Source organism: Alicyclobacillus acidocaldarius subsp. acidocaldarius Tc-4-1, assembly GCF_000219875.1.
Lineage (GTDB): Bacteria > Bacillota > Bacilli > Alicyclobacillales > Alicyclobacillaceae > Alicyclobacillus > Alicyclobacillus acidocaldarius_A.
Genome location: NC_017167.1, coordinates 408,435 through 434,377 on the forward strand (window position 1 = coordinate 408,435; position 25,943 = coordinate 434,377).

A 25,943-nucleotide genomic window follows, 5' to 3' on the forward strand; every position below is an offset into this window, starting at 1 on the left:
CATGTGGAGGTGACAGCGTTGGCGCGAAAGCGAATGGGTGAGTTGCTCGTGGAGTCAGGCATGCTCGCGCCGGAGCAGTTGGAGATGGCACTCGCGGAGCAGCGGGAGACTGGCGCCCGGCTCGGGGACATTCTCATCAACAACGGCTACATCACCGAGCAGCAGCTCGTGGAAGTCCTCGAGTTTCAGCTCGGGATCCCCCACGTCATCCTGGCGAATATGAAGATCGATCCCGAGGTGTTGAAGCTTATGCCCGAACGCCTCGCGGAGACGTATGTTCTGATTCCGTATCGAAAGAGCGGGAACCGCCTGTACGTCGCGATGGCCGATCCGCTCGACTACTACGCCATCGACGATCTGCGCCGGTCGACCAACCTCGTCATCGTGCCTGCCATCGCGACGCGGCAAGACATCCAGGCTGCCATCTCGCGCCACTATCGAGGGAACGAGGTGTTCGAGACGGCGGTGAGGTCCGTGGCTGAAGCCGCGCCGCAGCGCGCGGAGCCTGAACCCGAGAACCGCGCCGACTCGCCCGTCGTTCGCGCGCTCAACCAGATCCTCATTGAGGCATCGGACGCCGGCGCGTCCGATGTGCACCTGGACCCGCAGGCAGACGGCGTGTTGCTTCGCTTCCGCGTGGACGGCTTTCTCCGCACGGAGCGCGTGATTCCTCGCAATCTTCAGAGCGGCCTCGTGGCGCGCGTGAAGATCTTGGCCCGCCTCAACATCGCGGAACAGCGGCTGCCGCAGGACGGGAGGTTTGAGTTTGCGGAGGGCGGGCGCAAGGTCGACGTGCGAGTCTCTACCATGCCTACCGCGCACGGCGAGAAGGTTGTGCTCCGCGTGTTCGATCTCGCCAAGCGCGCGTTCAGCCTGGACGAGCTCGGCTTTTCGCCTGCGAATCGGGCGGCGTTCGAGCGCATGATCACGAAGCCCTACGGCGCCGTGCTCATCACTGGGCCGACGGGATCGGGCAAGACGTCGACGCTGTACGCCGCGCTGAAGCGGCTGGCGACGCCGGAAGTGAACGTCATCACCATCGAGGATCCCATCGAGTATCAACTCGAGGGCGTGAATCAGGTCCAGGTCAACCCGGCCGCTGGGCTCACGTTTGCGCGCGGCCTGCGCGCCATCCTCCGCCAGGATCCCGACATCATCATGGTGGGCGAGATCCGGGACAACGAGACGGCCGAGATCGCCATGCGCGCCGCGCTCACGGGCCACCGCGTCCTCTCGACGCTGCACACGAACGACGCGGCGAGTGCCATCAACCGGCTCATCGACATGGGCGTGCCGGCGTATATGATGGCGTCCGGCGTGATCGGCGTGGTGGCGCAGCGCCTGGTGCGACTCGTGTGTCCGCGCTGCAAGCATGAGCGCCCGGCGACTCCGCTGGAGCAGGAGCTTCTCGAGCAAAACGGTTTTTCTGCGGATGGGCTGGTCGAGGGTCGCGGCTGCGCCGCCTGCGGCAATACGGGGTACAAGGGCCGCATGGCTGTTCAGGAAGTGCTGGAAGTGGACGACGACATCGCGCGGCTCATTTTGACGTCGAGATCGACCGAGGACTACCTGCGAGCGGCGAAGGAGCGCGGCATGCGGACAATGTTCCAGGACGGGTTGGAAAAGGCGCTGCAAGGCAAGACGACGGTGCAGGAAGTGCTGCGCGTGACGGCTGCGACGTGAAGGGGGTGAGACGAGGTGAGCGTGTACCGGTATGAGGCCATTGCGCGCCCCAACCGGCGTGAGCGGGGGAAGATTGAAGCGCGGATTCGGAGGCGGACGCCATTCGCGCGCTTGCGGAGCGCGGCCTGTTTGTGGTCGGGCTCAAGGCGATGAGTGAAAAGTCGGATCTCTGGAACCGCGAAATCAAACTGAGCTTTCTCGAGCCGAAGGTCAAATCCGAGGATTTCGTCCCTTTCTGCCGGCAATTCGCGACGCTCGTTCGGGCCGGCGTGCCTCTTGTGCCTGCACTTCAGGTCTTGGAGGAGCAACTCAAAAAGGGGCCGCTGAAGAAGGCGGTGGCCGAGGTGGCTGCGAAGGTCGAGGGCGGAACCGCGCTTTGGGAGAGCTTGGCGGAGTACCCGAAGGTGTTCCCGCCGATGTTTGTCCAGATGGTGCGCGCTGGCGAGGCCAGCGGTTCCCTCGAGGAAGTCCTGGAGTCCACGGCCAGATTCGAGGAGGGCCAGCGCGAGACCGTGTCGAAGATCAAGTCCGCGCTCATGTATCCGGCGCTCGTCTCGGTGATGTCGGTGCTAGTGGCCGGGTTTTTGATGATCAATGTGATTCCGTCGTTTGTGTCGGTGTTCGCCTCGATGCACGTGACGCTGCCGCTTCCGACGCGCATTGTGTTGTTTTCTGCGGACGCGGTGAAGCGATTCTGGTACGTGGCGCTTATCTTGGTGGTGCTGTTGATAGGCGCGTGGATTTTCGTCAGTCGCCATGGCGAAAGCCGATACTGGCGGGATCGCCTGCTTTTGCACATTCCCATCTTCGGAAAGCTGATGCGCTATCGGGCCATGGCGCAGGCGTCGCGGACGCTGGCGATGCTGTTTCATGCGGCTCTGCCGGCGCTGACCGCAATGTCGCTCGCGGCCGACGCGGTGAGCAACCACTATGTCCGCATGAGCCTGCGGCAGGCGCGCAACACCCTGGGAGAGGGGGGCGCGCTGTCCGAAGCCCTGCAGCGGGCAGGCGCGTTCACGCCGCTCATGGTGCAGATGGTGCGCGTCGGCGAGACCACAGGCCATCTCGACGATATGCTGGCACGCGTGGCGACGTTCTACGAGTCCGAGCTGGAGGTGATGGTGGAGCGACTCCGGCAACTGCTCGAGCCGTTGTTGACGACGGTGCTGTCCGGCGTGGTGGGCATCATCGCGTTGTCGGTGCTGTTACCCATGTTCTCGCTGTACAACAACCTCGGGTCGTACGGCGTCTCGTGACAGCTCGCGCCGGTGTCTACGAAAAATGTGGCCAAATTAACTAGAATGCATGTACAAGTGCACTTCCTTCCAGTATAATAGGTGCCCCTGAATCCGTGACAGGGCCGATGGAAAGAGGCTGATGTGTGTTCTCGCAAGCCCCTTCACTGCGATTTCACGGATGTACATTCAATTTTCTTAGGGATTGTGAATATCGGTTGGAGCCAGTGCGGCGAAAAGGCAGATGTCCCCCCTGGACTCGTGAATGGTTGGGTTCGGTTTCCATGTCAGGTCATATGCAGTGTCTTTGCTCGACACAGTTCACGTTACGCAAAGGCCAAGTACAATCGCCGAAATGCCGGGAGCCATCGATTCCCGTACCCCAATTTCAGCTTGGTCTGTCTGGCGTGTCGCACCATCTTCGCAGCCAGTGTCATCAGGTTCTGAATCACAGTCCGGATCCGGCGACGTTCTGCCTTTTTTCGTAGCGGCGCATCATTTCGCTTCAGACTCTCCTGGCCGATCACTCGCAGCAGATTGTACGCCACGCATACAAAGTGCAATACCAAGTTGTTCGTGGCGAATTTACCCGAGGGCAGCCGCTCGGCGTCCAGATCCGTCTTGATTTCGCTGTGGAACTGTTCCATCACGGCGTGGTCGTGATACAGGTGAATGATCACAGCCGGGTCATCCGGCAGTGAGGTCCAGTAGGCGCTGACCTCAATGTCCGGTACCAATAAGATTTGGCCGTCGGCCGTCGTGGTCCGTTCGATAACTTCGAACACCATGCGAACCGGTTCGGATACACCCTTGACGGGACACATCAGCGAACCGTGATATACCTTCTTGCCGGGACGAGGTTCATGACATGTCCCGTGTCGCTGGGCAATCACAAGCCAGGCCTCGGGGCTCTCCTTTCGCAAGTTGCGCTTGATGATGAACTCGGCCCTGCTGTCCTGGGAGCGACACACGGCGATGTTTTCTGCACTGTCATTGCCGGCATCCAGACGAACCAGAAGCGGGAGGTCCGTCACCTGCCTTGCATACTGAATACTCTCCCGCAGGAAAGTCGACGTGCCCTTTTGTACGTGGGTACTGCCTTCACGCAACTGGACATTGACCACGTAGCCCTCTTGGCCAAGGTAAGCAAAGATGGGAGCATATCCGTCGTGCCCCTTGTATGTACGGGACACGCCTTCCTTCTTCGTGCCGGAATTATCAAAGGGACTGACGTCGATATCCAGCGGGATGTAAGTTCGACGCTCTGCAGGCACGCCCAGTTCAATCGGATGCAGAGTTACATCGAGGGCTCTCAGGAGCCTTGCGGACTCTTCCCGGAGAATGGACTCCCAGCCGGATTTTCCGGCAACCATGTCCAAACGCTGGCGCAGCGTCGGGCTCGAAGGCACGTTGTCTACTTGCAGTGCGATCATGAAAAACTCGTCATCTCGAAACGCTTCGATGTGGTCGAAGTCGGTCTTGCCTTGGCAAAGCAGCCCGATGTATGAGTATGCCACGTCCCGGTTTGAAATATCCGGTTTGCCCATACCAGGCAGGCGGGTCTGATTCAACCGCTCGCCGATTCTGGTTTTATCAAGCAACACGCCGACAAGGGTCATTCCCGAATGCGTGACGATGACTTCATCGGATTCTTCAATGATGAAACGCAAGTGGTTCACCCCGATGGTGAAGAGGGATTGAATACAGCCGATATCCGAACTATCTCAATTCTACAGGACCAACCACGAGCGCTTCAGCAATTTTCGCACCTACTCGTCACGGATTCAGGAGGTGCCATCAAAGGTCCTCATTCGACACGTAGGCTCGTACTTAGTCGAGCAGAGGGGAAGGGGAGTTCTGATGGGTCAGATGAGAACGAAGATTTCGAATGTGAGACAAAAGCTCCGGGATCAGCGCGGCGTGACGCTGATCGAAATGCTCGCCGTGGTCGTCATCCTGGCGATTCTCGCGGCGGTCGGCGTGCCGATTGTGCTGGCGCAGATTCAGAAGGCGCGCGTGAACACGGATAAGTCGAACGAACAGTTAATTGCGGACGCGCTGCAGCGGGCGGAGTATGATTATCAGTCGAACTCGACGAACCAGGGGAGTCTGGGTATCACAAATGGCGCTATTGTTAATGGGAGCGGTGCACAGATCGGTGTGGTGTCGAACGGATCTCTGTCGAATGGCACGGCCGTTTACAACTATCTGCTCGGTAACGGCAGCGGCAACGGGTATCTGACGAGCATTCCAACGCCGCAGTCCCAGACGGGCAACTTTACCATTGTGACGACTCCGCCGGCAAATAACTCTACTGTACCGTATGTCACGTTTACGTACCCGAACAGCACCGGCAACATTCAAAGCTGGTATATCACGATTCAATAATTGTTGCTATACACGTCAGCTAAAAAAGAGTAGGAAAGCTCCCCGCGTGGGGGCTTTCTGTGTAGATGCGGGCCGACGAATATGGGGTTCAGTCCCCCAGTTACACGGGGGTGTGGGGGCGTTGGAGGGACTGAGGGTGCGCACGTGCAAGCTTGACAACAAGGTCCATGGTTGGAGGTCGCGGTACAAGGGCTTCACACTGATCGAAGTGTTGGCGAGCGTTGTGATCATTGTGATGGCGGGAACAGCTGCCCTTTTTGCGGTGGAGTCGGTGCAGGCGGGGCAACTGAAAGAGGCCGAGTATTCGAAGGCGTTGGGGCTTGCCACGACGATTGCAGAGGAGATCCGGGACAGGAATCCGAATGCGCAAATTCAGATCTTGGAGCCTATTATCACACAGAGTTTATCTGGCGGCTCGACCGTCTCGGCGTTTCAACAGAGTCTCAACTTAACCGGAAGTTCACTCCCCCTTAGGTCCCCTGAAGCCTTGCACGACGAGGTTTCGGGGGCCGTTTTATTGCATATGATGTAGCCACTAAAATTTTTGTTTCCAGGGAAGGAGTTTCTCGCCCAACGTCGAATATGACTAACATGAAGACAAAATCGAACGCCATGCACGTAGCCATTACCAAACGTGAATACAAGGGTAAGACCTACACGTCTGTCCTTCTGCGTCAGACTTACCGGGAAAACGGCAAGGTCAAGCACCGGACCCTCGCCAATCTGTCGGCTCTCCCGCCGGAGATCATTGACCTCATACGCCGGGCCCTCAAAGGCGAGAAGTTTATGTCCGCCTCGGACGCGTTTAAGATCACGTCTTCGAAGGCGCACGGGTCTGTCTTTGCTGTTCTTTCGACCCTCCGCCAAACCGGACTGGATAAGGTGCTGGGCGGTGATGAGCGCTGGCGTTCGATTGTGCTCGGCATGATAGTTGCCCGTCTGGTGAAACCGGGGTCGAAACGGTTCACGGCCGCGTACTGGCAGGAAACCACCCTGGGCTCCCTGTTGTCACTTCCAGAATCAGTCTCGCCTAATGCCCTTTACGACGCTATGGATACCCTGTTAAAGCGTCAGGCTGCCATCGAGAAGAAGCTGGCCAAGAAGCACTTGGAAGACGGCGCCCTCGTCCTGTATGATTTGTCCTCCTCGTACTTGGAGGGGTCACACTGCCCACTGGCGGAGTTCGGATACAGCCGGGATAAAAAGCGCGGAAAAAAGCAGTTTACATACGGACTGTTGACCAACAAAGAGGGCTGCCCTGTCGCGATAGAGGTCTTCCCTGGAAACCGAACGGACGCCAAGACACTCGAGGACCAGATCACCCGTTTGCGCGAGCAGTACGGCTTTCGGCGGGTGGTTCTGGTGGGAGACCGAGGGATGATCACCAAGACCCGAATCGCAGACCTGAAGGAGATTGGGTACGACTGGATTACGGCACTTCGGGCGAGTGATATTCAGCACCTGTATGAGGATGGCTGTTTCCAACTGTCCTTGTTCGACCAACAGGACATTGTTGAGATTGAACATCCAGACTACCCGGATGAGCGTCTTGGTGTGTGCCGTAATCCGTTGATGACCGAGGAGCGGCGCCGCAACCGAGAGCAGTTACTTGCCATCACGGAGGCGAACCTGGAGAAGATTCGCCAGCGGGTGGAGGCTGGCAGGCTCGTCTCCGCGGACAAAATCGGTCTTGCGGTGGGCAAGGTGATTGCAAAAAACAAGATGGAGAAGCACTTCATCCTGGAGATTGCGGATGGGGTATTCAATTATGCCCGGGATGAGGAGCGGATTCAGAAGGAAGCCTTGTTGGACGGCATCTATGTTGTCCGCGCGAGCGTTCCAAACGAGAAAATGGCCATGACGGAGGTGATCGAGACCTACAAAGGTCTGCAGGAGGTGGAGCAGGCATTTCGGAACATGAAGTCGATGCAACTCGAACTGCGCCCCGTGTTTCACCGCCTGGAAGACCGAGTTCGAGCTCACGTATTCCTGTGTATGCTGGCGTACTATGTGCAATGGCACATGATGAAAAAGTTGCGCCCGCTTCGGGAGGAGGACGAGAACGAGTACGGGAGCTTCAAGCTTGTGATGGAACGGCTGGATTCGATTCAGCAAAACACCGTTGAGTTCGCAGGACAGGTCTTCCAGCAGCTGACCGAACCAAACGAACAGCAGCGAAAAATCCTCGACGCTTTGGGGGTCAAACTGAAGTAGCCAGAATCATTCATCCCAAAAAGGCGTAAACTCCTTGCCGGGATTGGGATTCTGGCGTCGGCCTCGAGTGAACTTCCGCTTAACGCAGCAGCTTGCAATGACTCTGGACTCTGCTCTCAACGCCGTGCTGTCCAATCTGGGTGCATTAAACGGCTTGCTTCAACAAGGCGCGACATTCGACCAAATGGTCCAGGCCATTTTGAATTTCCCGTCGACGGTCTACTCGCAGATGCTGTCGATGTCATCCGCCCCCATCAACGCGATGGCCGTATCGCCTTCTATGCTGTGGCCGTTCGCGGTGGTTATCCCCGGTGACGCGCTTGGAGACGCGTCCTTGAAGAATCAAACCGCGACGCTATATATCCCGTCTCCTGCGGTGCTCGGCACGCCTTCGGGCAGCGGCATGACCTTCACGGAATTTATGCTCGATGAGGCTCTTGGTAGGAAATCATGGAACGGTCCCTATCTGCTCCCTGACGGGTACACGTGTACGGTGAACGCGGCGCCAGTCGGGGGGAGTGGTTCGTCCCAGTTGGCACCGATGTGGAGTTACACGATTCGCGTTAAGAGTCCACACGGCGCCGTCGCACAGGAGACGGTGACTGTCTGATGTGCCCTGCGTGAAGGGGGTGTCTGCTTGAGAACGTGTAGCGCACGGTTGGCGCAGCGCGCGGGAATGACGCTCATTGAGGTGCTCGTGGCGATTACGATTACAGCCATTGTGATGGGCGGGCTGATCACTTCAATTTGGCAAATTTCCCTTCGTGCACAACGTCTTACAGCGGCGAATCAAGCCATGGAGTCCGTCCTGACGGTGAACCACATGCTGACGCGCATGATTGGATCGTCTAGTTATGTTGAAATCACGTATGATGCCTCGAGCGGGTTGACGCGCCTCTGGTTATTCCGCGGGGGCGTACCTTCGGCTTCCGCCGTCTTGCCATCGCAGCCATGGATGTATAACTCTTCGACCAGGCTGGCTTTCGGCATGAGCGGCTTAGCGAACGTATCCGCGACACCTCCCGCTATCTACAATGCTAACTGCTATTATTTGATCGAGTTTGTACCAAACGCAACCACTGGGTCGAACAACGTGTATGCCATGCCCGCGACCCAATCCGTCGTCCCCGCCTCCGCTGCCGAGTCAGCCACTGGCTCAGAACGTGAACGTCACTTGGTACCTGCCTGCATTGTCCGCCGGAACGACCGGATCAGGTTCCATCGCGCAATCCTGGTTACAGTCCGCTTCGAACTTGTTTTACAACGGATCCGGTGCCGGTTCATCGGGAACGACCAGTCTATTTGTCAATAGCATCATTCTGAAATTATCCTCTACATATATCGCGCCTAGCGGGCAAACGGCGACTTACGCGCTCACCGCAGGTTACCACGATGCGGAGGTGGGCTGAGCATGTTTGCGAGAGGTTTAGGCGGGCGGGGCCCAGTAGCACTGCACTCACCACGTCCGCGTAGCTTCCGCTCTCGGGGATTTTCCCTTCTCTGGTCAATGGTCCTTGTTGTGCTTCTGGCGACCATCGTGACCACGCTCCTCGTATGGAGCCGTTATACCCTGCGGGTAGGCGGGTTTACGCAGATTCAGGACACCCAGCAAGCTATGGCGAATCGGGCGAACCTTGAGCAGACGGCCCTGAATGCGGTGAATTCCGTCAGTCTGCAGGCGTCCGTGCCCATCTCCGTGAGTCAATCTCTAGTGCCCACGGTGACGGGCGTGAACACAAGTCAATTGCAATCGACGCTGACGAATACAGTGTTTCCTGCCTTGCAGAAGCAAGGTTTGACGGTTAAATCGTATTCCCTGTACACGACGCCGGCTTCAGCCGTGTTGCAGACACAGCTGTCCCAAGTCCAGTCTGTTTTGAATGCCGCCGTTAACTCTCTGAATGTCATCTTGCAAACCGTGGTGAACGATGCCGTTCGATTGGACTTCTCGGGGGCGATTTCGGCTCTGAACGCGTCTTTTACCGCGATTCAAAATGTCCTGTTTTTGAACATGATTGCTAGTGCCTTGAACGCCGTTGTATCGACGACATCGGGTGTCCAAATCCCGCACGCCATCGTGGACGTGGCAAGTGCCACCGGCAACACCATCGTCTTGGATATCTCGTACGCCTTTCAGGAATACGGCCCAAAGTCCATGCCTCTCACGCCAGCGAACGCCTTATCCCTCTTGACCAGCGTCCAGGGAATCGGAACTTTCGTTTCATCCATCCCTGCCTTGTTGGGCTCGCTCATCACCGGATCGCAGCTCATCATTCCACTGCCCGACTGGGCACTCCAGGTGGCCGTCGTGTAGCGACAGTCCGTCTGCCGTAAGCTCCGCGGGAGCATTGAAAGGAGTTCGAGCATGCTGCTTCGTCTCACCACGTCATCGCGTTCCCCCTCGGTTGGTGTGGAGATCTGCGACGCAGGTCTGCGCATCGCGGAGGTGGAACCCGGAAAGCCTCTTCGCGTATCGCGGCTCGAAACCGCGCCTTGGGATCTTTCTCAAACGGTGCGCGATCCGTATCCCACGTTCGCGCTGGCGCCTATCTTGTCGCACGCATTTGACGCCAATCGGCGTAAAAAGTTGACTGTCCACGTCGCACTGCCTTCAAGGTTCACCGTGATCCGCCAGCTCACGCTTCCGGCGGTGGGTGAGAAAGAGCTCCAAAGTGCTATCGAACTTCAAATCCAGCACAACATTCACCTGCCGTTTGACGAGGCGGCCTACGATTACGTGCGCTGCGATCCGCCCGAGGACGAGGCCGACAGCGTCAGCGTGCTGCTCGTCGCAGCGGACAAGTCGCGCGTCAACGATGTCATCCAGGGGTTTCGAGCTGTCGGTATGCGTCCGAAGACCATCGACATTCACGCGCTAGCACTGTATCGCTTGATTCGGCGCTTTCGTCCGGACCTGCCCCAGAACTTTCTGTTGTTGGAGACCAGCGAGGATACCGTGGACCTGCACGTCTTTCACGATGGTTTGCTCTATCTCACGCGCCAAGTTCCGGTCGCACTTGCGCCCACGTCCGACGTTCCAGCCTTCGACTATGTGAGTCAGTTTGACGTCGAGATCGAGCGCACGCTGAACTTCTTTATGTACACGTTGAATCAGCGCGAGGCGGGGTTTGAGCGGGTTTTCGTCACGCTGCCGCGCGACGTGGACGCGTCCGAACACCTGCAGGCTCTTGAGGAGCGCATCGGTATGCCGTGCGAAGTCTTGCCGCTGGCGGAAATGATTCGGCGCAACTGCGAAATCGGGCCCGAGGCACATCGGATGCCAGATCTCGCGGATTACGCAGCGGCCATCGGGCTCGCGCTGAGGGGGGTGTGACGCGGTGGACATCAACCTTATGCCCAAGCCCGTCAGTCGATCCGTCCGCATGCGCACGCCGGTGCGCGGCCGGTGGCCGTGGATGGTCATAGGAAGTGGTGTGGCTGTCGTGTGTATCGCCGCAATTGTGGTGTCTCATCTCGCGGTGGCGCGGTCGGCGGCATCTCTGAATCAGCTCCAGCAGCAGGTTCAGCTTTTGCAGGCGCAGACGAAATCCGTCTCGACGAGCCAATCCGCGCAAGAGGAGACGGCGGCGCGGCAGATCGTCCAGTCGAGCGTGCGGTACGACGTGATTCTGAAAGATCTCGCGCATGATCTCTCGCCTTCCACCACAGTCGATTCGATGCAGCAGGCCGGCACCACCCTGACGCTCGCCGGGCGCACCAACAGCGTCGCCAGCGTGGCGGCGTTCGAAGCAGCGGTTTCGCGTGAACCGTTCACGTTAAGTGCGTTCTTTACGGCAGCGGCTCTGCAGGGCAGCGGCTCCAACGTGCCGGGCTCCAGCCAGATGGCGCTGGGGCACGCCATCGTCGCGGGGGCAAGCGGATCATCCAATTATCGCTACGATTACACGCTGACGGTGGTTCTGAAGTCAGGAGGTGGGGCCCCTTGAAGCTGACCCTGTCGAGATCGCTCTCGCAGCGGGACAAGTCTATCCTGCTCGTGCTCGGCGTCGTGGTGGTGCTGTTGCTGGTGTACCTGATTGGCGTACGACCGGCTCTTGATCAACTGTCCAACTTGGCGCAGGAGCGGTCGTCTTTGGAGCAGACGCTCGCATCTCTGGGTCAAGTCCATGCGCAGCAACAACAGGTGGAACAGCAGGGCAAGAACGTGCTCTCCCGTGTCCCTATCGGCCCACACGAGGCGAACGCGCTCGAGGTCATCAATGAGATTGCGCAGAAGGATAAAGTGACGCTCGTTTCGGTGGAACTGGGTCAGGGGACGGGATCGACAGGGGCGTCGCCGACGATGCCGTCGGGATCGGGAAGCGCGACGAGTTCGTCCCAGGTGCAAGGTGGGGCGCTTCCGAGCCTTCAGTACACCATTTCGGCCACAGGCAGCACCTCGGACCTCGAGGCGTTCTTCGCTGATCTCGCCACAGCGCCGCGCCTGATGACGGTGCAACTGCAGAGCGCCGTGGGGACTGCGAGCGGCGTCACGGCGAACTTTACGCTCACGGCCTACTATCGCAACGGCTGACCATCATCGGCCGCAGACCGTGGGCTGGGGAAGGATACGAGAGGAGCGCGACGATTTTTACGGGTGCTCGAACTACCCTCGTTGCCGCTTCACGTGGCCAGTGTGACTGCGGCTTCTCCCCGCGAAACCGCGGGTGCGAACCCGCGCGACTCGGCGTTTGGGCCCTCTGCTCCGTCCCTGCTGCGCCCACCCACGAGAAATCCCCGCTGGTCCTCGTCAGCGGGGATTTCTCGTGGATTCGGCCCGCCGCCCGGTCACGGGTCACGGGTCACGACTGCTGCGTGAGTTGCGCAGGCTGCCACTGCCGCAGGATGGCTGGCGAGATCTTCCCTTGCTGCACCAACTCCCGAATGCTCATCTCCATGGTGATCATGCCGAACTGGCGGCCCGTCTGCATCATGGCGCCAATCTGGTGTGTCTTGCCGCTGCGGATGAGGTTGGCCACCGCGGGCGTGTTCACGAGCACCTCGAACGAGGCCACGCGCCCGCGCCCGTCGCGCGTGCGATGCAGGCGCTGCGAGACGACGCCCGCCAAAACGCCCGCGAGCTGGATGCGGATCTGCCCCTGCTGCTCGGGCGGAAACACGTCGATGATGCGCTCCACCGTCTGCACCGCGTCTGACGTATGCAGCGTGGCAAACACCAAGTGACCGGTTTCCGACGCCGTGATGGCCGTCGCGATAGTCTCGAGGTCGCGCATCTCGCCGACGAGCAGGATGTCCGGGTCCTGGCGGAGTGCCGCGCGCAGCGCGGGCGCAAAGCCCGACGTGTCTTGGCCAATCTCGCGCTGGTCGATGATCGACAGCTTGTGCGTGTGCAAGTACTCAATCGGGTCCTCCAAGGTGATGATGTGCTTGCGCTGGGTCTGGTTGATGGCGTCAAGTACCGCCGCGAGCGTGGTGCTCTTGCCGCTCCCAGTCGGGCCTGTGACGAGGACCAGCCCGAAGGGCCGGTTCATCAACGATTTGAGCACGCTTGGCAGTCCGAGTTCTTCCATCGTCGGGATGCGCTGTGGGATGAGCCGTGCCGCGATGCTGATGGAGCCCCGCTGCCGATACGCGTTCACGCGGAAACGCGCCACACCTGGAATGCTGTAGGAAAAGTCGATCTCGCCCGCCTCCATGAAGCGCTCCCAGCGATCCTCCGAGAGCATTTGGCGAGCGAAGGTCTCGAGATCGATAGGCATGAGCTTGGCACCCATCGGCTCGAGATCACCGTGCACGCGATAGGTGACCGGCGCACCCGCTGAGAGATGAACGTCTGAAGCTTCTTTCTCTTTCGCCAAGGCTAAGATCTCGTCGATTTGCACCCTTGAACCGTTCTGCGATTCATGGACAAATGTCCACTTCTCGCTTCCTGCTTCCACGACCCATGACTAGCAGCCCAAGGCCGCCCCGCCAGAGGGATCTCCACAGGCGTCACTTCCCGCGGAACTCGCGGTACTGATTCTCAAAAGATTTTTCGCTGCGTTGATGTCGCGGTCATGCCGCGTGCTGCACGCCGGGCACGTCCACTCCCGTGCCGACAATGGCAGCTCGCTTATCACGTACCCGCACGCCGAGCACGTCTTGCTGCTCGCGTAAAACCGGGGTGCCACGATGAGTTCCGAGCCGTACCACGTACACTTGTACGTTAGCATTCGTCGAAACTCGCCAAAACCCACGTCCGAAATGGCTCGTGCTAACGCTCGATTCTGCACCATGCCTCGCACATGCAGGTCTTCGATGACGATCACTCGCTTGGTTTTCGCGAGCTCCGTCGTCACCTTGTGCAAAAAGTCCTGCCGTATGTTGCGGATCTTCCGGTGCAGCCGGGCAAGCGCCAGCGCCGACTTCCGCCGATTTCGCGAGCCTGGTTTCTTTCGACTATGCCGCTTCGACAGCCGCCTTAAGCGGCGAAGGTATCGGGCGAGCGGCTTTGGCGCCTCGATTTTCGTCCCGTCGGACAATGTGATAAACCACGAGACCCCCAAATCCACACCCACCGGCTCGCCCGAAGGTGGAACAGGGTCCGGAATCTCCGTTTCTGCCGACAAACTCACATACCAACGGTCCGCCTCCCGCTTGACCGTCGCCGACAGGATTCGGCCTTCGACATGCGGTTTCTCTTTCAGCCGAATCCGCCCGAGCCGAGGCAGTCGTATAGCGTTGTCCAAGACGCGAATCGAACCCGTCAGGCGAAATGAATCGTCGCGCCCTTTTTTCTTGAAGCGAGGGAATCCGACCCTGCGTCCCTCCTTCAACCCGCGAAAAAAGTGTTGAAACGCGCGATCCAAGTCCCGCAACGCTTCCTGCGGGGCGCATTTGGAGACCTCGTACATCCACGGGAAGTCGGTTTTCTTCAGGCGGTTGAGTTCCCGGTGCTGTTCGATGGCGTTCGTGCTTTGCCCCGTCTCTTCATAGAGCGCGATGCGTCGAGCAAGCCCCCAATTGTACGCAAATCGGGCCGCACCTGCGTGCTTGGCAAGCAGGTTCCGTTGCATCCGATTCGGCGCCAACTCATACCGATACGCCCGATGAATCTTCATGCTCGAGAACCTCCAAAGCGCGCTTGGCGCGGTGACGAGCGGAACGTCGCCCGTACAACCGCGCGCAAAACGACGTGAGGACTTCGATCATGTCTTGCACCAAGTCGTCCTTGACCTCACCTGGCTCCACGACGAGGATTCGTCGGCCCTGAGCCGCCAAAGCCGCCTCGACGTATTCAAACCCGAACCGCATGAGCCGATCTCGATGCTCCACCACAATCGTATGGGCATCTGGATTGGACAGTAGTTTCATGAGCTTCGGTCGATGCCCGTTGAGCCCCGAGCCGATTTCCGTGACCGCCTTGACCACGACAAGCCTCTGTTCCGTTGCAAATTCCATGAGTCGTGCGATTTGGCGATCCAAATCGGCTTTTTGATCGGCGCTTGACACGCGCGCATACAAGGCCACGGCATTCGTCGTGGAAGGCTCGGTTTCGTGGACGAGGATGGTACCCGAAGGAGTTTGTTCAAAAGGCACGGGCATCCGGCCTTCTTTGACCCAACGCCAGGCGGTCTTGTACGTGATGCCATTCTTTTTTGCCTAATCACTGAGTTTCATAGAAACAAAATACACTAAATGTACATGATTGTCCATCATTCAGTGAGCAGTTCTCAACCCCTCCTTGAATCGGCGACGTCGCCACTCACCTGGGTGTCGCGGCGCGGCGGGGTGAAGCGCGGTACCCTGCATCGCCATTGGCGTGAGTGTTGCATGGCCGCATCTTCCCGCTGCGCAGGCGTCACGGCCCGAGCCCCGTTAGGCGCGCGTACCAATGCCACAGGTCTGGTCCCACAAACGCGCATGTGGCCGCGGCCAGCGCCAGAAACGGCGCAAACGGGATGGGCTGCTGGGGCTTGACGCGCCCCGCGAGCCGCAGGGGCAATGCGGCCAGCATGCCGTAGATGGCGGCCAGCACGAACGTCATCACCATGTAGCCCGGACCGAGCATGGCCCCAATTCCGAGGTTCAGCTTCGCGTCACCCATCCCCATCTTTCCGCCCGTCACAAAGTGAATGGCCGCCACGATGACGTACCCCACCGCGGCGCCGGCAGCCGCCAAGAGCCACGTGCGGACGCCGGTCAGGCCGCTCCCCAAGAAGAAGATGACGCCCGCCGGGAGCGTCAAGACGTCCGGCAGGATGAGCGACGTGAGATCGCACGCGACAGCCGAGGCGAGATACATCCAAAACGCCCACCAGACCGCGAGCTTTGCATCGTGACCGCTTGAGGTGGCGGCGGAGAGCGCGTAGGCCGCGCCCGTGGCGAGCTCGATGGCCGGGTAGCGCCATGAGATGGGAGTTTTGCACGTGCGGCAGCGCCCGCAAAGCACCAGCCACGACAGCACCGGCACCAGTTCCCACGCCGCAAGGTCCCGGCCACAGTTTGGGCAGTGCGATCCCGGCCAGACCACGCTCTCCCCGCGCGGGAGCCGATAGCCCACGACGTTGGCGAACGATCCGAAGATGAGTCCGTAGATGAAGGCCAGTGCAATGAAAATCTCGTGGGTTGCGGATTCCTGCGCCATTCCGAAACTCCCTTGTGGCACCTCTGGCTGACCTGTGCGCGTCTGGTGATACAAACCAATACGCTCTTCCTCGCCCAAATTCCTGCTGAGTCGACGCAAATGGACAAGCTTTTGTGCGTTCCTACCATGACAACTTCGCCCAACTTGGTATGTTGAAGAGGATGAGCGAGGCGGAGGGATGGTTGTGGACTTACAAACCTTTTATGAGAAGCATGGGTTTGCGCGCTTGTACGAGTGGACGCTGCCCCCGCGAGAGGCTGGGTATGAGCCGGTCTCCGCCCTCGGGGAGGACGTTGCTCCTGAGGTGCGGCGGTATCTGGAAAACACTTATCACCAAGGGCTGTATCGGCATCAGGTGAAAGCCATCCGCGCGGCGTGCCAAGGGGAGAACGTGTGCCTCGCGACCGGCACGGCCTCCGGCAAGAGCGCGCTGTTTTTCGCGGCCGGGATCGACGTCATGGCGAAACGGTACAAGGCGCGCGTGCTCGCCATGTATCCGACGCGCGCCTTGGGGCGGGAGCAGGCCGACCGGTGGCGGGAGGCCATTCAAGCGGCCGGTGCGGATTGGAAGGTCAGTCTCATGGATGGCGGGGTACCGGTGGCCGAACGGGAGTCGCTGTTGCGGAAGAGCGATGTCATTGTCATGACGCCGGACGTGGTGCATACGTGGTTGTTGCCGACACTCTCCTCAGCGGCCGTGCGCACGTTTCTGACGCACCTTCGACTGGTTGTGGTCGACGAGGTGCACACGTATTCGGGCGTCATGGGGACGAACAGCGCCTTTTTATTTCGGCGCCTGGCGCACGTGGCGGACGTGCTGGGCGGGGCGTTTCGCATCGTGTGCGCGTCCGCCACCATCGCAAAGCCGGAAGAGCACGTCGCGAAATTGTTTGGGCGGAGGTTCTTCGTCGTTGGAACAGAAGACGACACCTCGCTGCGCCATCTCACGCAGGTGGATTTTGTGGCTCTTCCTGCGGGCGGCGATTTGCTGCAGGCGGTGGCACTTCTCCTTCGTCACATCGCGGGCCAGGGGAGACGCGCCATCGCCTTTCTCGACAGCCGCCAACGGGTCGAGATCATCGGCTCCATCTTACAGCGCCAGGACGAGGACGAGCCCGACGATGGTGAGGCGTTGGGCCGGAACTTGCGGGAACTGGAGCAGGTCGGAATCCTGCCGTATCGGTCCGGGTATGAGGAGGCGGATCGCCAAGCCATTCAGCGCGGACTGACATCCGGCGCGCTGCGGGGCGTCGTGAGCACGAGTGCGCTCGAGCTCGGCATGGACATCCCGAATCTCGACGTCGCCGTGCTCGTTGGCGTCCCACAGTCGCAGACAAGCCTTCTGCAGCGCATTGGGCGCGTCGGGCGCCGTGGGCCAGGTCACGTGGTCATCCTACACGCCCAAACGGCCCTCGACGACGCGGTGCTCGCGAATCCGTCGTTCCTCTGGGAGCGACCGCTCACCGAGGCCGTCCTGTACCTTGATCACCGTCGGGCGCAGTACATCCACGCCATGTGCCTCGCCGGGATCGGCGGCGAGCACGATCTCGCCCTCAACCGTCGCCCGGGCGATCCGGACGCGTTTCAGCTCTCTGAAGCGGTGGAGTGGCCGGATGGCTTCGCTGAATTGTGCTTGGCTGAGCGATCCGGCCAGATCCCTCCCGAGTTTGAGACCATGCGCATTGAGGCAGGCGACAGCCCGCACCGCACGTATCTCTTGCGCGACATGGAGCGGCGGTTCACGGTCGAGCTGCAGGCGGCAAACGAGTTGGACAAGCTTGGAGACCTGTCGATGTCCCAGGTGATGCGCGAGGCGTATCCCGGCGCCATCTACCGCTACATGGGCCGTTGCTATCGCGTCATGCGCGTGTATCATCCGTCGGGAAAGATTGTCGTGCGGCCTGAGAAACGGTACCACACCAAGCCGAGCGCCATCCCGGCGCGCATTTCGCCCCAGATCGACCGCCCCGGCACGACCGTGTATCAGGCGGGCACCGGTTTCATCGTCGCGAGCGATCTCTTGGTGCACGAGATGGTCACCGGCTTCGTCGAGTATCGCGGCAGGACACCCCACCGATTCGATTACCCTATCCACAATGATCCCGATCTGCGCGGCGTCCAGTTCGACATGCCGCTGTTCCAGCGCCGATATGTGACCCACGGCGTGTCCTTCTTCCACCCCGACCTGCGCGATCACGACGCCCTGAACGCGCTCATGTCCCTTCTGTTGGAGGCGTACGCCTTCGTCGTTCCCTTCGACACCCAGGACGTCGCCGTAGGCATTGCGCGCGTGAGCGGCGTGCGAAACCCATCGCTGCCACAGGACGCCCGCCTCCTCACGCTCTACGATCGCGTCTACGGCAGCCTGCACCTCGCGGCGCGCATCCTGGAGCCCGGCGTGTTGCCGCGGGTGGCTGAGCAGATGGAGGCATTTTTGCATGCGCGCTTCTGGAATGAGATCGATCCCGACCTCAGGCCCATCGCCAAGGCGTGGGTCTCCTCGTTGCGCGAGCCGCTCGTCTCCGTGGGTAGCGAGGCAGAGGCGGCCGCAGCGAGCGAGGGCGAGTCGCGTGTGCGGGTCATTCTTCCGGGCAGCGTCGGCTACGTGGAACTGGAGGGCCGCCGATTTCTCGTCGACGCCGTGTTTTTCAAGCCGTCGGGCCTTCACTACCGCGGCAGGTACCCGGACGACACGTCGCACCAGTCGTGCGAGATTCAGCTCCCCGTGCATCTGGTGGCCGAGATGCCCGGAGAGTCGCGGTGGGGCTTCTACGACATCGAGCGCGGCGAGGTCGTCGAGGTTTCTCCTGAAGGCAATCGGTGACGCCGGACGCGCAAGGCTACGCGCGGGCGCCTGCCGCCCTATCGCACGGGAGGTGTGATAGACTAGCTTTCGAGGCTCGCTGTGCCGAAACGCGGTGAGCCGGGGTGAAATTCATCACGGGCACAGGAGTTATCACCATGCGAATCAGACGGACATGGCTCGGTGCGCCAGCGTGGTTGTGGCTGCTCGCGCTCGCGCCACGCCTTGCGACCATCTTCGTGTATGGACCGCATCTCACGATTCACAGCGACGACGAAGGTTACTACCGAAGTGCACTTTGGCTCCTGCAAAAGGGCACCTTTTCGTATTACACGCCGGACGCGCCGACGGTGCACATGATGCCCGGGATTACGCTTTTGTTGGCCGGGATCCTCTGGGTGTTTGGGACGGGGACCGTCGGTCTGTATGCCGGGAAAATCGTGTTCACCCTCATTGCGACGCTCGGCATCGCGGGCATCTACCGCGCGGTGAGCCGGATCAGCCGGCCCTGGGTCGGTGCCGTGGTCGCCGCGGCCATCGCGCTGTATCCGCCTGAAGTGCTGGTGGACACGCTCTTTCTCACGGAGCCGCTTTTCATGGCGGCCTTCGCCTGGTTGTTCGATTTCACGTTCAAAGTCGCGGAGTCCAGGCGGCTGCGGGACGTGCTTGGGCTCGCCGTCCTGTTCATGCTCGCCATCTATGTGCGCCCGAATGTCGCGCTCTGGGTTGTCCTCGCCCTCATATACTTCCTGATGAAGGGCTATCCCCGTCCGCTCTTCTGGCGACATCTCGGGGCGGCCGTCGTGGTCGGGCTCATCTTCATGGTGCCTTGGTGGATCCGGAACGAGATGGTGTTTCACCGATGGATCCTCTTCACCGACGACAGCTGGAACCCGCTTCTCCTCGGCACTTTTGAGGGGTACGGCTATCCGCCTCCAAGCAACGAGGGCGCCATCGAGCACCAGTTGCTGCGCGAGTATCCGAGCCTGCGGCCGCAGTCGATGCACGAGTTGACGTGGTTTCACCTGCAGAAGCAGATTGCGTTCAAGCGCATGGGCGAATGGTTGAAGACCAATCCGTCCTCCTTCTGGACGACCTATCTCTGGCTGAAGCCGCAGATTCTCTGGCTGCGCGCCTACTTGCCTATCCCCATCTTCGGCATCACCGAGGCTTCCCTCCGCGGACTGCAGACCTGGGTGGTCGATGCGTCCATCATCGGCCACTTCGTCGCGATGGTGTTTGCCCGCGGGCGGCGGCGCGAGCTCTTGCTCGTCTGGCTCACGTTGCTCTATTACACGGCCTTGTTCTCGTTCTTCTTCGCGTTCGAGCGGTACAACGTGCCTATCGACTGGCTGATGTTTTCGGGCGTGCCCTTGGCCGTGTGGGCGCTTCTGCGCGCCATCGTGGGCGAGGAGCGCAAACGCGGGCGTGCCAAGTCAGGGCGTGGGCGATCGCGCCGCCGCGCCGCTCGCTGACCCACGCTCTGGCGTTCTGCGGCAGGCAGCCGGCCGCGCGCCCGAATGGCGAGCAGCCAGCGCGCCCGCCGGGTGCGCCGCATCTTTCCGGACGCGGTGGCGTTATGGGAGGCGGCGCATCTGGGTCACGTGTCTTGCCAAGCGGAACGTAACCCAAGGCGCCGCGCGTGGTACTGCATGCGCTGACGGCTGATGCCTAGCGATCGCGCCGCGCGGGTGAGGTTGCCGGAGGCCGCTTCGTACGCCCGGCGAATGGCGTCGTCGGAGGGGCGTTCGGCGCGCGCCACGTGCGCGTCTTCTTGCGGGGCGCCTTCGGCGAGGAGCGGGTGTGCGGACCGAAGCATCGCGGCCGTGATTTCCACGGCTTCGGGCCAGAGGGCCAGGGCGGATCGGATGGTCTGCTCCAGCTCGCGCACATTCCCAGGCCAGTCGTGACTCGTCAAGAAAGCCAAAGCGCCGCTCGTGAGCCGCGCGTCGCGCCCTTCCCCATACTTGCGCAAGAAGGCCCGGGCCAAAAGCGGGATGTCCTCAGGCCTTTCCCGAAGCGGCGGCAGGTGGATGGCGACAGCGCCGATGCGGTACAGGAGATCCGGGCGCAGGAGCCCACGCTCCATCGCCTCCCTTGGCGGCACGTTCATGGCGGCCACGACGCGCGCGTCCGTCTGGACGGATCGCCTTGCGCCAATCGGCCAGATCTCGCCGTCTTGCAGTGCGCGCAACAGCTTCGCCTGCACGGCGGGGGACATGGCATGGACCTCGTCGAGAAACAGCGTGCCACCACTTGCGAGCTCGAGGACCCCCGCGCGGTCCACAGCGCCCGTGAACCCGCCTCGCCTCGTGCCAAAGAGGACGCTCTCCGCGAGCCCTTCCGGCCACGCTGCGCAGTTTTGCGCCAAAAACGGGCCGTGTTTGCGCGCGCTCGCCTCGTGAATGGCCCAAGCGAACAACTCCTTGCCCGTGCCCGTCTCGCCCACGAGGAGCACCGGCAGGTCCGTCCGCGCCGCGCGCTCGGCGAGATCGAGCGCACGCCGCATCGCCTGACTTTCGCCGAGAATGTCCGCGAACGAGTATCGGCGCCTGACGCGCGCGTCCGCCGCTGCCTGCGCGCCTCCGGTCTCGCGTGGCACCGCAATCTCTATGGCGCCGATGATCTCCCCCGCAACGACGACGGGCTTGGTGCGATTCTGGGTCACCACGCGCCGCCCGTTGCGCGCCACGTAGACCTGCTCGTCAATCTGCACCGGATGGCCGGTCTTCAGCGCCCGCCACAGCGTGCTCGTCTCCTCGTTGAGCTCGTACAGCTCAAACACGTTTTTCTCCAGCACCTCGTCCGGCCGATACCCGTCGATCTCGCCCATCACTCGGTTGTACACGCGCGTCCGCCCGTCGCGATCGACCGCGTGGACGCCGACCGGCGCGAATTCGAGGATCTCCTGATACAGCTTCCAGACGTCCGCCACCACGCTCGGTTCCATGCGCTCGCCTCCTCGCCGCCTGCCTCCGTTTTGCGCTTTTGCGCGCCGATTTTGCACCGTCAGAATCATCATACACCGTTCTAGCGCGGCTCCGCACCTGGCACGGCGCTTGCTCGTATCTTGAGGCAGACTCGCTGAAGGAGGCGGTGCACGATGGCCGACGTGAAGACGCTCCCTGGACGGGCGAGCGCACCTCATCTGCAGGACGCAGAGGCCTATCTGGCGCGCGCGTATCGCCCGTTTTTGCCCGCGATGATCGCCAGAGCCGAAGGAAGCCTGCTCTTCGATCTCGACGGCAACCGGTACATCGACTTCGTGGGCGGCGTCGGCTGCCTGAACGTCGGGCACAGCCACCCGAAGGTGGTGGCGGCCGTCGTGGAGCAGGCGAAGCGGTTCACGCACACGGATTACACGATGTTCCCCTATGTGCCGCTCATCGAGCTGGCGAAGCGCCTCGCGCCGAAGACGCGCATTCCAAACGCGAAGGGGCTCTTCTTCAACTCCGGCGCCGAGGCCGTGGAGAACGCGGTGAAGATCGCCAGGTGGGCGACGGGGAGACCGGGCGTGATCGCGTTTGACGGTGCCTTCCACGGGCGGACGTACATGGCCATGAGCCTCACGAGCAAGCTCCACCCGTACAAGGCGCACTATGGCCCGTACGCGCCGGAGGTGTACCGGCTCCCGTACCCGAGCGCGACGCACGGGCCGCGTCTCGACGAGTTTCGGCGGTTTCTCGAGCGGGCCGCGGTGACGTGGTTCGATCCGGCCCAAATCGCGTGCGTCATCGCGGAGCCCATCCAGGGCGAGGGCGGGTACATCGTGCCGGTAGAAGGGTTCTTCCCGCTTCTGCGCGAATTTTGCGATAAGCACGGGATCCTGCTCGTCGCGGACGAAATCCAAACCGGCTACGGGCGCACGGGGCGGTTTTTCGCCATGGAGCACGAGGGCGTGGTGCCGGATCTCATGACGTGCGGCAAGTCCATTGCTGCCGGACTGCCGCTTTCCGCCGTGTTCGGCCGGGCCGAGATCATGGACGCGCCAGCTGAGAACACGCTCGGCGGCACCTACGTCGGCAACCCGGTGGCTGCAAGCGCGGGGCTCGCGGTGCTCGACGTGATGGAGGAGGAGGGGCTCGTGGCGCGGGCCGAGGAGGTCGGCGCGCGCATCCGGGCGAAGCTCCTCGAGCTCATGCGCGAGTGCCCGTTCATCGGCGACGTGCGCGGGCGCGGCGCCATGCTCGCCGTGGAGTTTGTGCGCCATCGCGCCACGATGGAGCCGCACCCGGGCATGGTGGCGCAGATCCTGCGCCTCGCGATGGAGCGGGGGCTTCTGCTCATGAAGTGCGGCGTGTACAACAACGCGATTCGCTTCCTGTGCCCGCTCAACATCCCCTGGGACGTGCTGGACGAAGGGCTGGAGATTTTCGCGGCGGTGGTCCGCGAGGTGAAGGAGCGTGAGGCGCATGCATCGGTTTGACCCTTGTCTAAACTTCATCGGCGGCAGGTGGTGCGAGCCGAAGACGGGGCAGTACGGGGACAACGTCAACCCCGCAAACGGCGAGGTGCTCGGGGTGTGGGCGAGATCGGGCCCGGACGATCTCGACGACGCCGTCTTGGCGGCCCGCGAGGCGCAGGCCGCGTGGCGCCTCGTGCCCGCACCGGAGCGCGCGAAGGTGCTGCGGCGCGTCGCGGATCTGTTGCGGGATCGCAAGGAGGAACTCGCGCGGACGCTGACGATGGAGATGGGCAAGGTCATCGAGGAGGCGCGCGGCGAGGTGCAGGAGGCCATCGACATGGCCGATTACATGGTGGGCGAGGGGAGGAGGCTCTTCGGCCAGACCACGCCTTCGGAACTGCCGGACAAGTTCGCCATGAGCGTGCGCGCGCCGGTGGGCGTGGTGGGGATCATCACGCCGTGGAACTTTCCCATCGCCATCGCGTCGTGGAAATTGCTCCCAGCCATTGTCGCCGGCAACGCCGTGGTGTGGAAGCCCGCGGAGGAGACGCCGCTTCTCGCGCGGGCGTTTGCCGAAGTGTATCAGGAGGCCGGGCTGCCCGCGGGCGTGCTGAACGTCGTGTTCGGCGACGGCCCGGTGGTCGGCGAAGCGATGCTCAGTCACCCTGGCATCGACGTCATCTCCTTCACCGGATCCACCGAGACCGGGCGGCACATCGCGAGCCGCGCGGGCGCGAATCTGAAGCGCGTGTCGCTCGAGATGGGCGGCAAAAACGCCATCACGGTGCTCGCCGACGCAGATCTGGACCTCGCCGTGGACGCCATCGTCTGGAGCGCCTACGGCACGAGCGGCCAGCGGTGCACCGCGGCGAGCCGCGTGATTGTGGAGCGAGAGGTGGAGGAAGCGTTGCTCGCTCGCCTGCTCCCGCGCGTGCAGGCGCTCCGAGTTGGCGACGGGCTGGATCCGGCCGTCCAGGTTGGCCCCGTCATCCACGAGGAAGCGCTCGCGAAGATCGATGGGTACGTGCGGCTCGGTGTCGACGAAGGCGCGCGGCTCTTGACCGGCGGCCGCAGGCTGACGGAGGGGCCGCTGGCACGTGGCTTTTACTATGCGCCGACCGTGTTCGCGGGCGTCCGCCCCGACATGCGCATCGCCCAGGAGGAGATCTTCGGCCCGGTGCTCTGCGTGATGGCCGTGGACTCGTTCGAGGAGGCCATTCGCGTCAACAACGGCGTGAAGTACGGGCTCTCGGCCAGCATCTTCACGCGCGACGTCAACCGCGTGTTTCGCGCCATGCGCGATCTCGACACCGGTATCGTCTACGTCAACGCGGGCACAACCGGCGCGGAAATTCATCTGCCCTTTGGCGGCACTAAGGCCACCGGAAACGGACACCGGGATTCCGGCCAGGCCGCCCTCGACGTCTTCACGGAATGGAAGACCGTGTACGTCGACTACAGCGGTCGACTGCAGCGCGCGCAGATCGACAACAACTGATGAGACGAGATGGGCGCACCGCCGTGTTCCGGCGATGCGCCCTCGCGTTCTTTTGCTCTCACGACCAGTAGGACCGCATCGATCCCGCCATCTGCAGCGCGGACTGGATGGGCGACGCCGCGCTGTTGGTGGTCTGGACCTCGTACACGTTCCCCTTCTGGCTCCAGATGACCGTCACGGTGACATTCATGCCAGACGGGTTTTGGTTGTCCACAATCACGCGGCCAACGCCGTCCGTCGCGGGAAGGGACGTGCTTGAGAGCGCGCTCACGAGCTTGTCCACAATCGGCGTCGGCGGCACCGACGTGTTCTCGTTCACCACCTGGAAGTTCCATCCGTTGTCCGACCAATACACGACGGTGGAGTTGCCCACGGTGGCCATTTGGGCCGAGTGGTTGTTCGGCAGCACGATGCCTGTGCCGCCCGAGGGCATGGCGCCGCCGTGGACAGCGCTCGCGAACGAGGAAATGCTCGACGCCGCCTGGCTCGTCGAGACAAAGTGGTCCACTTCATATGACGCGTACGGCTGCCCGCCCGTCAACAGATCCACGTGATAGCCCACGAGGAACTGAGGCCCGTGCGCGCTCGGCTGTGTATTGTGGGCGTTGTACGACGTCGATCCCCCTCCCGCCGGCTGCGGCACGTAGGTCGGCGCATCCGCCCCTTGGAATCCGTTCTCGCCGAGGCTCGTCATGGCCTGCTGCACAATGGTCGGGAACGCGCTGGCGTCGGCCGGCTGCGATCCGCCCTGCGACGAGTTGCTCGTGTTTTGCATCGACGTGCTGTTTTCCGCCGCATTGGTCGTCGAGCCGCTGCCCGTGGAGTTCGAGACATTCGTGGTGTTGTTCTGCGGCTCTTGGGTCACATTGGTCGCGTTGGTCGTGTTGTTCAGAGGCGGTGGGCTTCCGCCTGACGATCCGCCTCCGCATCCCGTCGCCAGGAACAGGGCTGCCGCCACTGAAAGCAACGCGTATCCGTAGGTTCTGGATTTCGGCATGTCGTGATCCTCCTCGAGGTTGGAAGCGCCGACGCGGGTCGGCTCCCTGGCCCACGCGAATGGTATCTCTCCCTAAATCTCTTCGACGCCACCCCCCATTTTCCTGTCCGTGCCGAGCTTCGCCACCATTCTC

At 61.6% G+C, this 25,943-nt stretch carries 21 protein-coding genes and 1 pseudogene; 15 read left to right on the forward strand and 7 right to left on the reverse strand.

What is annotated here, in order from left to right:
- Positions 1-18: 18 nt before the first annotated feature.
- Both TC41_RS01915 and TC41_RS01920 read left to right on the forward strand, forming a co-directional pair.
- Positions 19-1,683: a GspE/PulE family protein gene (locus TC41_RS01915; RefSeq protein ID WP_041694899.1), complete on the forward strand. Its 1,665-nt coding sequence runs from the start codon at positions 19-21 to the stop codon at positions 1,681-1,683.
- Between the two features lie 149 nt (positions 1,684-1,832).
- The gene (locus TC41_RS01920) at positions 1,833-2,939 is read left to right on the forward strand and encodes a type II secretion system F family protein (RefSeq protein WP_237700004.1); all 1,107 of its coding nucleotides are present in this window, start codon (positions 1,833-1,835) and stop codon (positions 2,937-2,939) included.
- 305 nt (positions 2,940-3,244) lie between these two features.
- On the opposite strand, the gene TC41_RS01925 is transcribed toward TC41_RS01920, so the two are convergent.
- A complete protein-coding gene (locus TC41_RS01925) occupies positions 3,245-4,597 on the reverse strand; it encodes an IS1380 family transposase (RefSeq protein ID WP_014462925.1) in 1,353 nt (450 codons plus the stop codon).
- 190 nt (positions 4,598-4,787) lie between these two features.
- On the opposite strand from TC41_RS01925, the gene TC41_RS01930 reads away from it, so the two are divergent.
- From TC41_RS01930 to gspM, 9 genes are all read left to right on the forward strand, one after another.
- Positions 4,788-5,306: a prepilin-type N-terminal cleavage/methylation domain-containing protein gene (locus TC41_RS01930; protein WP_237700005.1), complete on the forward strand. Its 519-nt coding sequence runs from the start codon at positions 4,788-4,790 to the stop codon at positions 5,304-5,306.
- 136 nt (positions 5,307-5,442) lie between these two features.
- Entirely contained in the window at positions 5,443-5,838 is a 396-nt protein-coding gene (locus tag TC41_RS01935; RefSeq protein ID WP_014463290.1) for a type IV pilus modification PilV family protein, read from the forward strand.
- Between the two features lie 59 nt (positions 5,839-5,897).
- On the forward strand, positions 5,898-7,520 hold the full coding sequence (locus tag TC41_RS01940) for an IS1634 family transposase (RefSeq protein WP_014463291.1): 1,623 nt from the start codon (positions 5,898-5,900) through the stop codon (positions 7,518-7,520).
- Between the two features lie 67 nt (positions 7,521-7,587).
- Entirely contained in the window at positions 7,588-8,130 is a 543-nt protein-coding gene (locus tag TC41_RS01945) for a hypothetical protein (protein WP_041694900.1), read from the forward strand.
- 48 nt (positions 8,131-8,178) lie between these two features.
- The gene (locus tag TC41_RS17195; RefSeq protein ID WP_041694901.1) at positions 8,179-8,832 is read left to right on the forward strand and encodes a prepilin-type N-terminal cleavage/methylation domain-containing protein; all 654 of its coding nucleotides are present in this window, start codon (positions 8,179-8,181) and stop codon (positions 8,830-8,832) included.
- A 195-nt stretch (positions 8,833-9,027) separates the two neighbouring features.
- Positions 9,028-9,834, forward strand: a complete 807-nt coding sequence (locus TC41_RS01955) for a hypothetical protein (protein WP_014463294.1) — start codon at positions 9,028-9,030, stop codon at positions 9,832-9,834.
- Between the two features lie 51 nt (positions 9,835-9,885).
- The gene (gene pilM / locus TC41_RS01960) at positions 9,886-10,854 is read left to right on the forward strand and encodes a type IV pilus biogenesis protein PilM (protein WP_041694903.1); all 969 of its coding nucleotides are present in this window, start codon (positions 9,886-9,888) and stop codon (positions 10,852-10,854) included.
- Between the two features lie 4 nt (positions 10,855-10,858).
- Positions 10,859-11,467 (forward strand): PilN domain-containing protein, encoded by a 609-nt coding sequence (locus TC41_RS01965; protein WP_014463296.1) that lies wholly within the window; start codon positions 10,859-10,861, stop codon positions 11,465-11,467.
- Positions 11,464-12,054, forward strand: a complete 591-nt coding sequence (gene gspM / locus TC41_RS01970) for a type II secretion system protein GspM (protein WP_014463297.1) — start codon at positions 11,464-11,466, stop codon at positions 12,052-12,054. Before TC41_RS01965 ends, gspM begins: the two co-directional genes overlap by 4 nt.
- Positions 12,055-12,322: 268 nt before the next feature.
- Here the strand turns inward: gspM and TC41_RS01975 are convergent, their stop codons facing one another.
- The 4 genes and pseudogenes from TC41_RS01975 to TC41_RS01990 all read right to left on the reverse strand — a co-directional run bounded on the left by TC41_RS01975 (position 12,323) and on the right by TC41_RS01990 (position 16,107).
- The gene (locus TC41_RS01975; RefSeq protein WP_041694904.1) at positions 12,323-13,363 is read right to left on the reverse strand and encodes a type IV pilus twitching motility protein PilT; all 1,041 of its coding nucleotides are present in this window, start codon (positions 13,361-13,363) and stop codon (positions 12,323-12,325) included.
- 66 nt (positions 13,364-13,429) lie between these two features.
- Positions 13,430-14,581 carry an RNA-guided endonuclease InsQ/TnpB family protein gene (locus TC41_RS01980; RefSeq protein WP_014463299.1) on the reverse strand — a complete coding sequence of 384 codons (1,152 nt, stop codon included), beginning with the start codon at positions 14,579-14,581 and terminating at the stop codon, positions 13,430-13,432.
- Positions 14,553-15,122: pseudogene (locus TC41_RS01985) on the reverse strand (IS607 family transposase); the annotation flags it as partial. The pseudogene TC41_RS01985 and the gene TC41_RS01980, both read right to left, overlap by 29 nt.
- A gap of 199 nt (positions 15,123-15,321) precedes the next feature.
- On the reverse strand, positions 15,322-16,107 hold the full coding sequence (locus TC41_RS01990; RefSeq protein WP_041694905.1) for a prepilin peptidase: 786 nt from the start codon (positions 16,105-16,107) through the stop codon (positions 15,322-15,324).
- A 178-nt stretch (positions 16,108-16,285) separates the two neighbouring features.
- Here TC41_RS01990 and TC41_RS01995 point away from each other — a divergent pair, with 178 nt between their 5' ends.
- Positions 16,286-18,931 carry a DEAD/DEAH box helicase gene (locus tag TC41_RS01995; protein ID WP_014463302.1) on the forward strand — a complete coding sequence of 882 codons (2,646 nt, stop codon included), beginning with the start codon at positions 16,286-16,288 and terminating at the stop codon, positions 18,929-18,931.
- A gap of 137 nt (positions 18,932-19,068) precedes the next feature.
- A complete protein-coding gene (locus TC41_RS02000) occupies positions 19,069-20,385 on the forward strand; it encodes an ArnT family glycosyltransferase (RefSeq protein WP_041694906.1) in 1,317 nt (438 codons plus the stop codon).
- A gap of 125 nt (positions 20,386-20,510) precedes the next feature.
- On the opposite strand, the gene TC41_RS02005 is transcribed toward TC41_RS02000, so the two are convergent.
- Complete coding sequence (locus TC41_RS02005; protein ID WP_041694907.1) at positions 20,511-21,860, reverse strand: sigma-54 interaction domain-containing protein; 1,350 nt, start codon at positions 21,858-21,860, stop codon at positions 20,511-20,513.
- A gap of 153 nt (positions 21,861-22,013) precedes the next feature.
- On the opposite strand from TC41_RS02005, the gene gabT reads away from it, so the two are divergent.
- Both gabT and TC41_RS02015 read left to right on the forward strand, forming a co-directional pair.
- Positions 22,014-23,336, forward strand: coding sequence for a 4-aminobutyrate--2-oxoglutarate transaminase (gabT, locus tag TC41_RS02010; RefSeq protein ID WP_014463305.1), 1,323 nt, complete (start codon positions 22,014-22,016; stop codon positions 23,334-23,336).
- On the forward strand, positions 23,323-24,813 hold the full coding sequence (locus TC41_RS02015) for an aldehyde dehydrogenase family protein (RefSeq protein ID WP_014463306.1): 1,491 nt from the start codon (positions 23,323-23,325) through the stop codon (positions 24,811-24,813). Before gabT ends, TC41_RS02015 begins: the two co-directional genes overlap by 14 nt.
- 58 nt (positions 24,814-24,871) lie before the next feature.
- Here the strand turns inward: TC41_RS02015 and TC41_RS02020 are convergent, their stop codons facing one another.
- On the reverse strand, positions 24,872-25,810 hold the full coding sequence (locus TC41_RS02020) for a hypothetical protein (RefSeq protein ID WP_041694908.1): 939 nt from the start codon (positions 25,808-25,810) through the stop codon (positions 24,872-24,874).
- Positions 25,811-25,943: the final 133 nt, after the last annotated feature.

Bases quoted from the DNA above. Each gene is read 5' to 3' on its own strand.
- TC41_RS01920 (WP_237700004.1), top strand. From the start codon at position 1,833: ATGAGTGAAAAGTCGGATCTCTGGAACCGCGAAATCAAACTGAGCTTT.
- TC41_RS01930 (WP_237700005.1), top strand. From the start codon at position 4,788: ATGAGAACGAAGATTTCGAATGTGAGACAAAAGCTCCGGGATCAGCGC.
- TC41_RS01940 (WP_014463291.1), top strand. From the start codon at position 5,898: ATGAAGACAAAATCGAACGCCATGCACGTAGCCATTACCAAACGTGAA.
- TC41_RS01955 (WP_014463294.1), top strand. From the start codon at position 9,028: ATGGTCCTTGTTGTGCTTCTGGCGACCATCGTGACCACGCTCCTCGTA.
- pilM (WP_041694903.1), top strand. From the start codon at position 9,886: ATGCTGCTTCGTCTCACCACGTCATCGCGTTCCCCCTCGGTTGGTGTG.
- TC41_RS01980 (WP_014463299.1), bottom strand. From the start codon at position 14,581: ATGAAGATTCATCGGGCGTATCGGTATGAGTTGGCGCCGAATCGGATG.
- TC41_RS01990 (WP_041694905.1), bottom strand. From the start codon at position 16,107: ATGGCGCAGGAATCCGCAACCCACGAGATTTTCATTGCACTGGCCTTC.
- TC41_RS01995 (WP_014463302.1), top strand. From the start codon at position 16,286: ATGGTTGTGGACTTACAAACCTTTTATGAGAAGCATGGGTTTGCGCGC.
- TC41_RS02000 (WP_041694906.1), top strand. From the start codon at position 19,069: ATGCGAATCAGACGGACATGGCTCGGTGCGCCAGCGTGGTTGTGGCTG.
- TC41_RS02005 (WP_041694907.1), bottom strand. From the start codon at position 21,860: ATGGAACCGAGCGTGGTGGCGGACGTCTGGAAGCTGTATCAGGAGATC.
- gabT (WP_014463305.1), top strand. From the start codon at position 22,014: ATGGCCGACGTGAAGACGCTCCCTGGACGGGCGAGCGCACCTCATCTG.
- TC41_RS02015 (WP_014463306.1), top strand. From the start codon at position 23,323: ATGCATCGGTTTGACCCTTGTCTAAACTTCATCGGCGGCAGGTGGTGC.
- TC41_RS02020 (WP_041694908.1), bottom strand. From the start codon at position 25,810: ATGCCGAAATCCAGAACCTACGGATACGCGTTGCTTTCAGTGGCGGCA.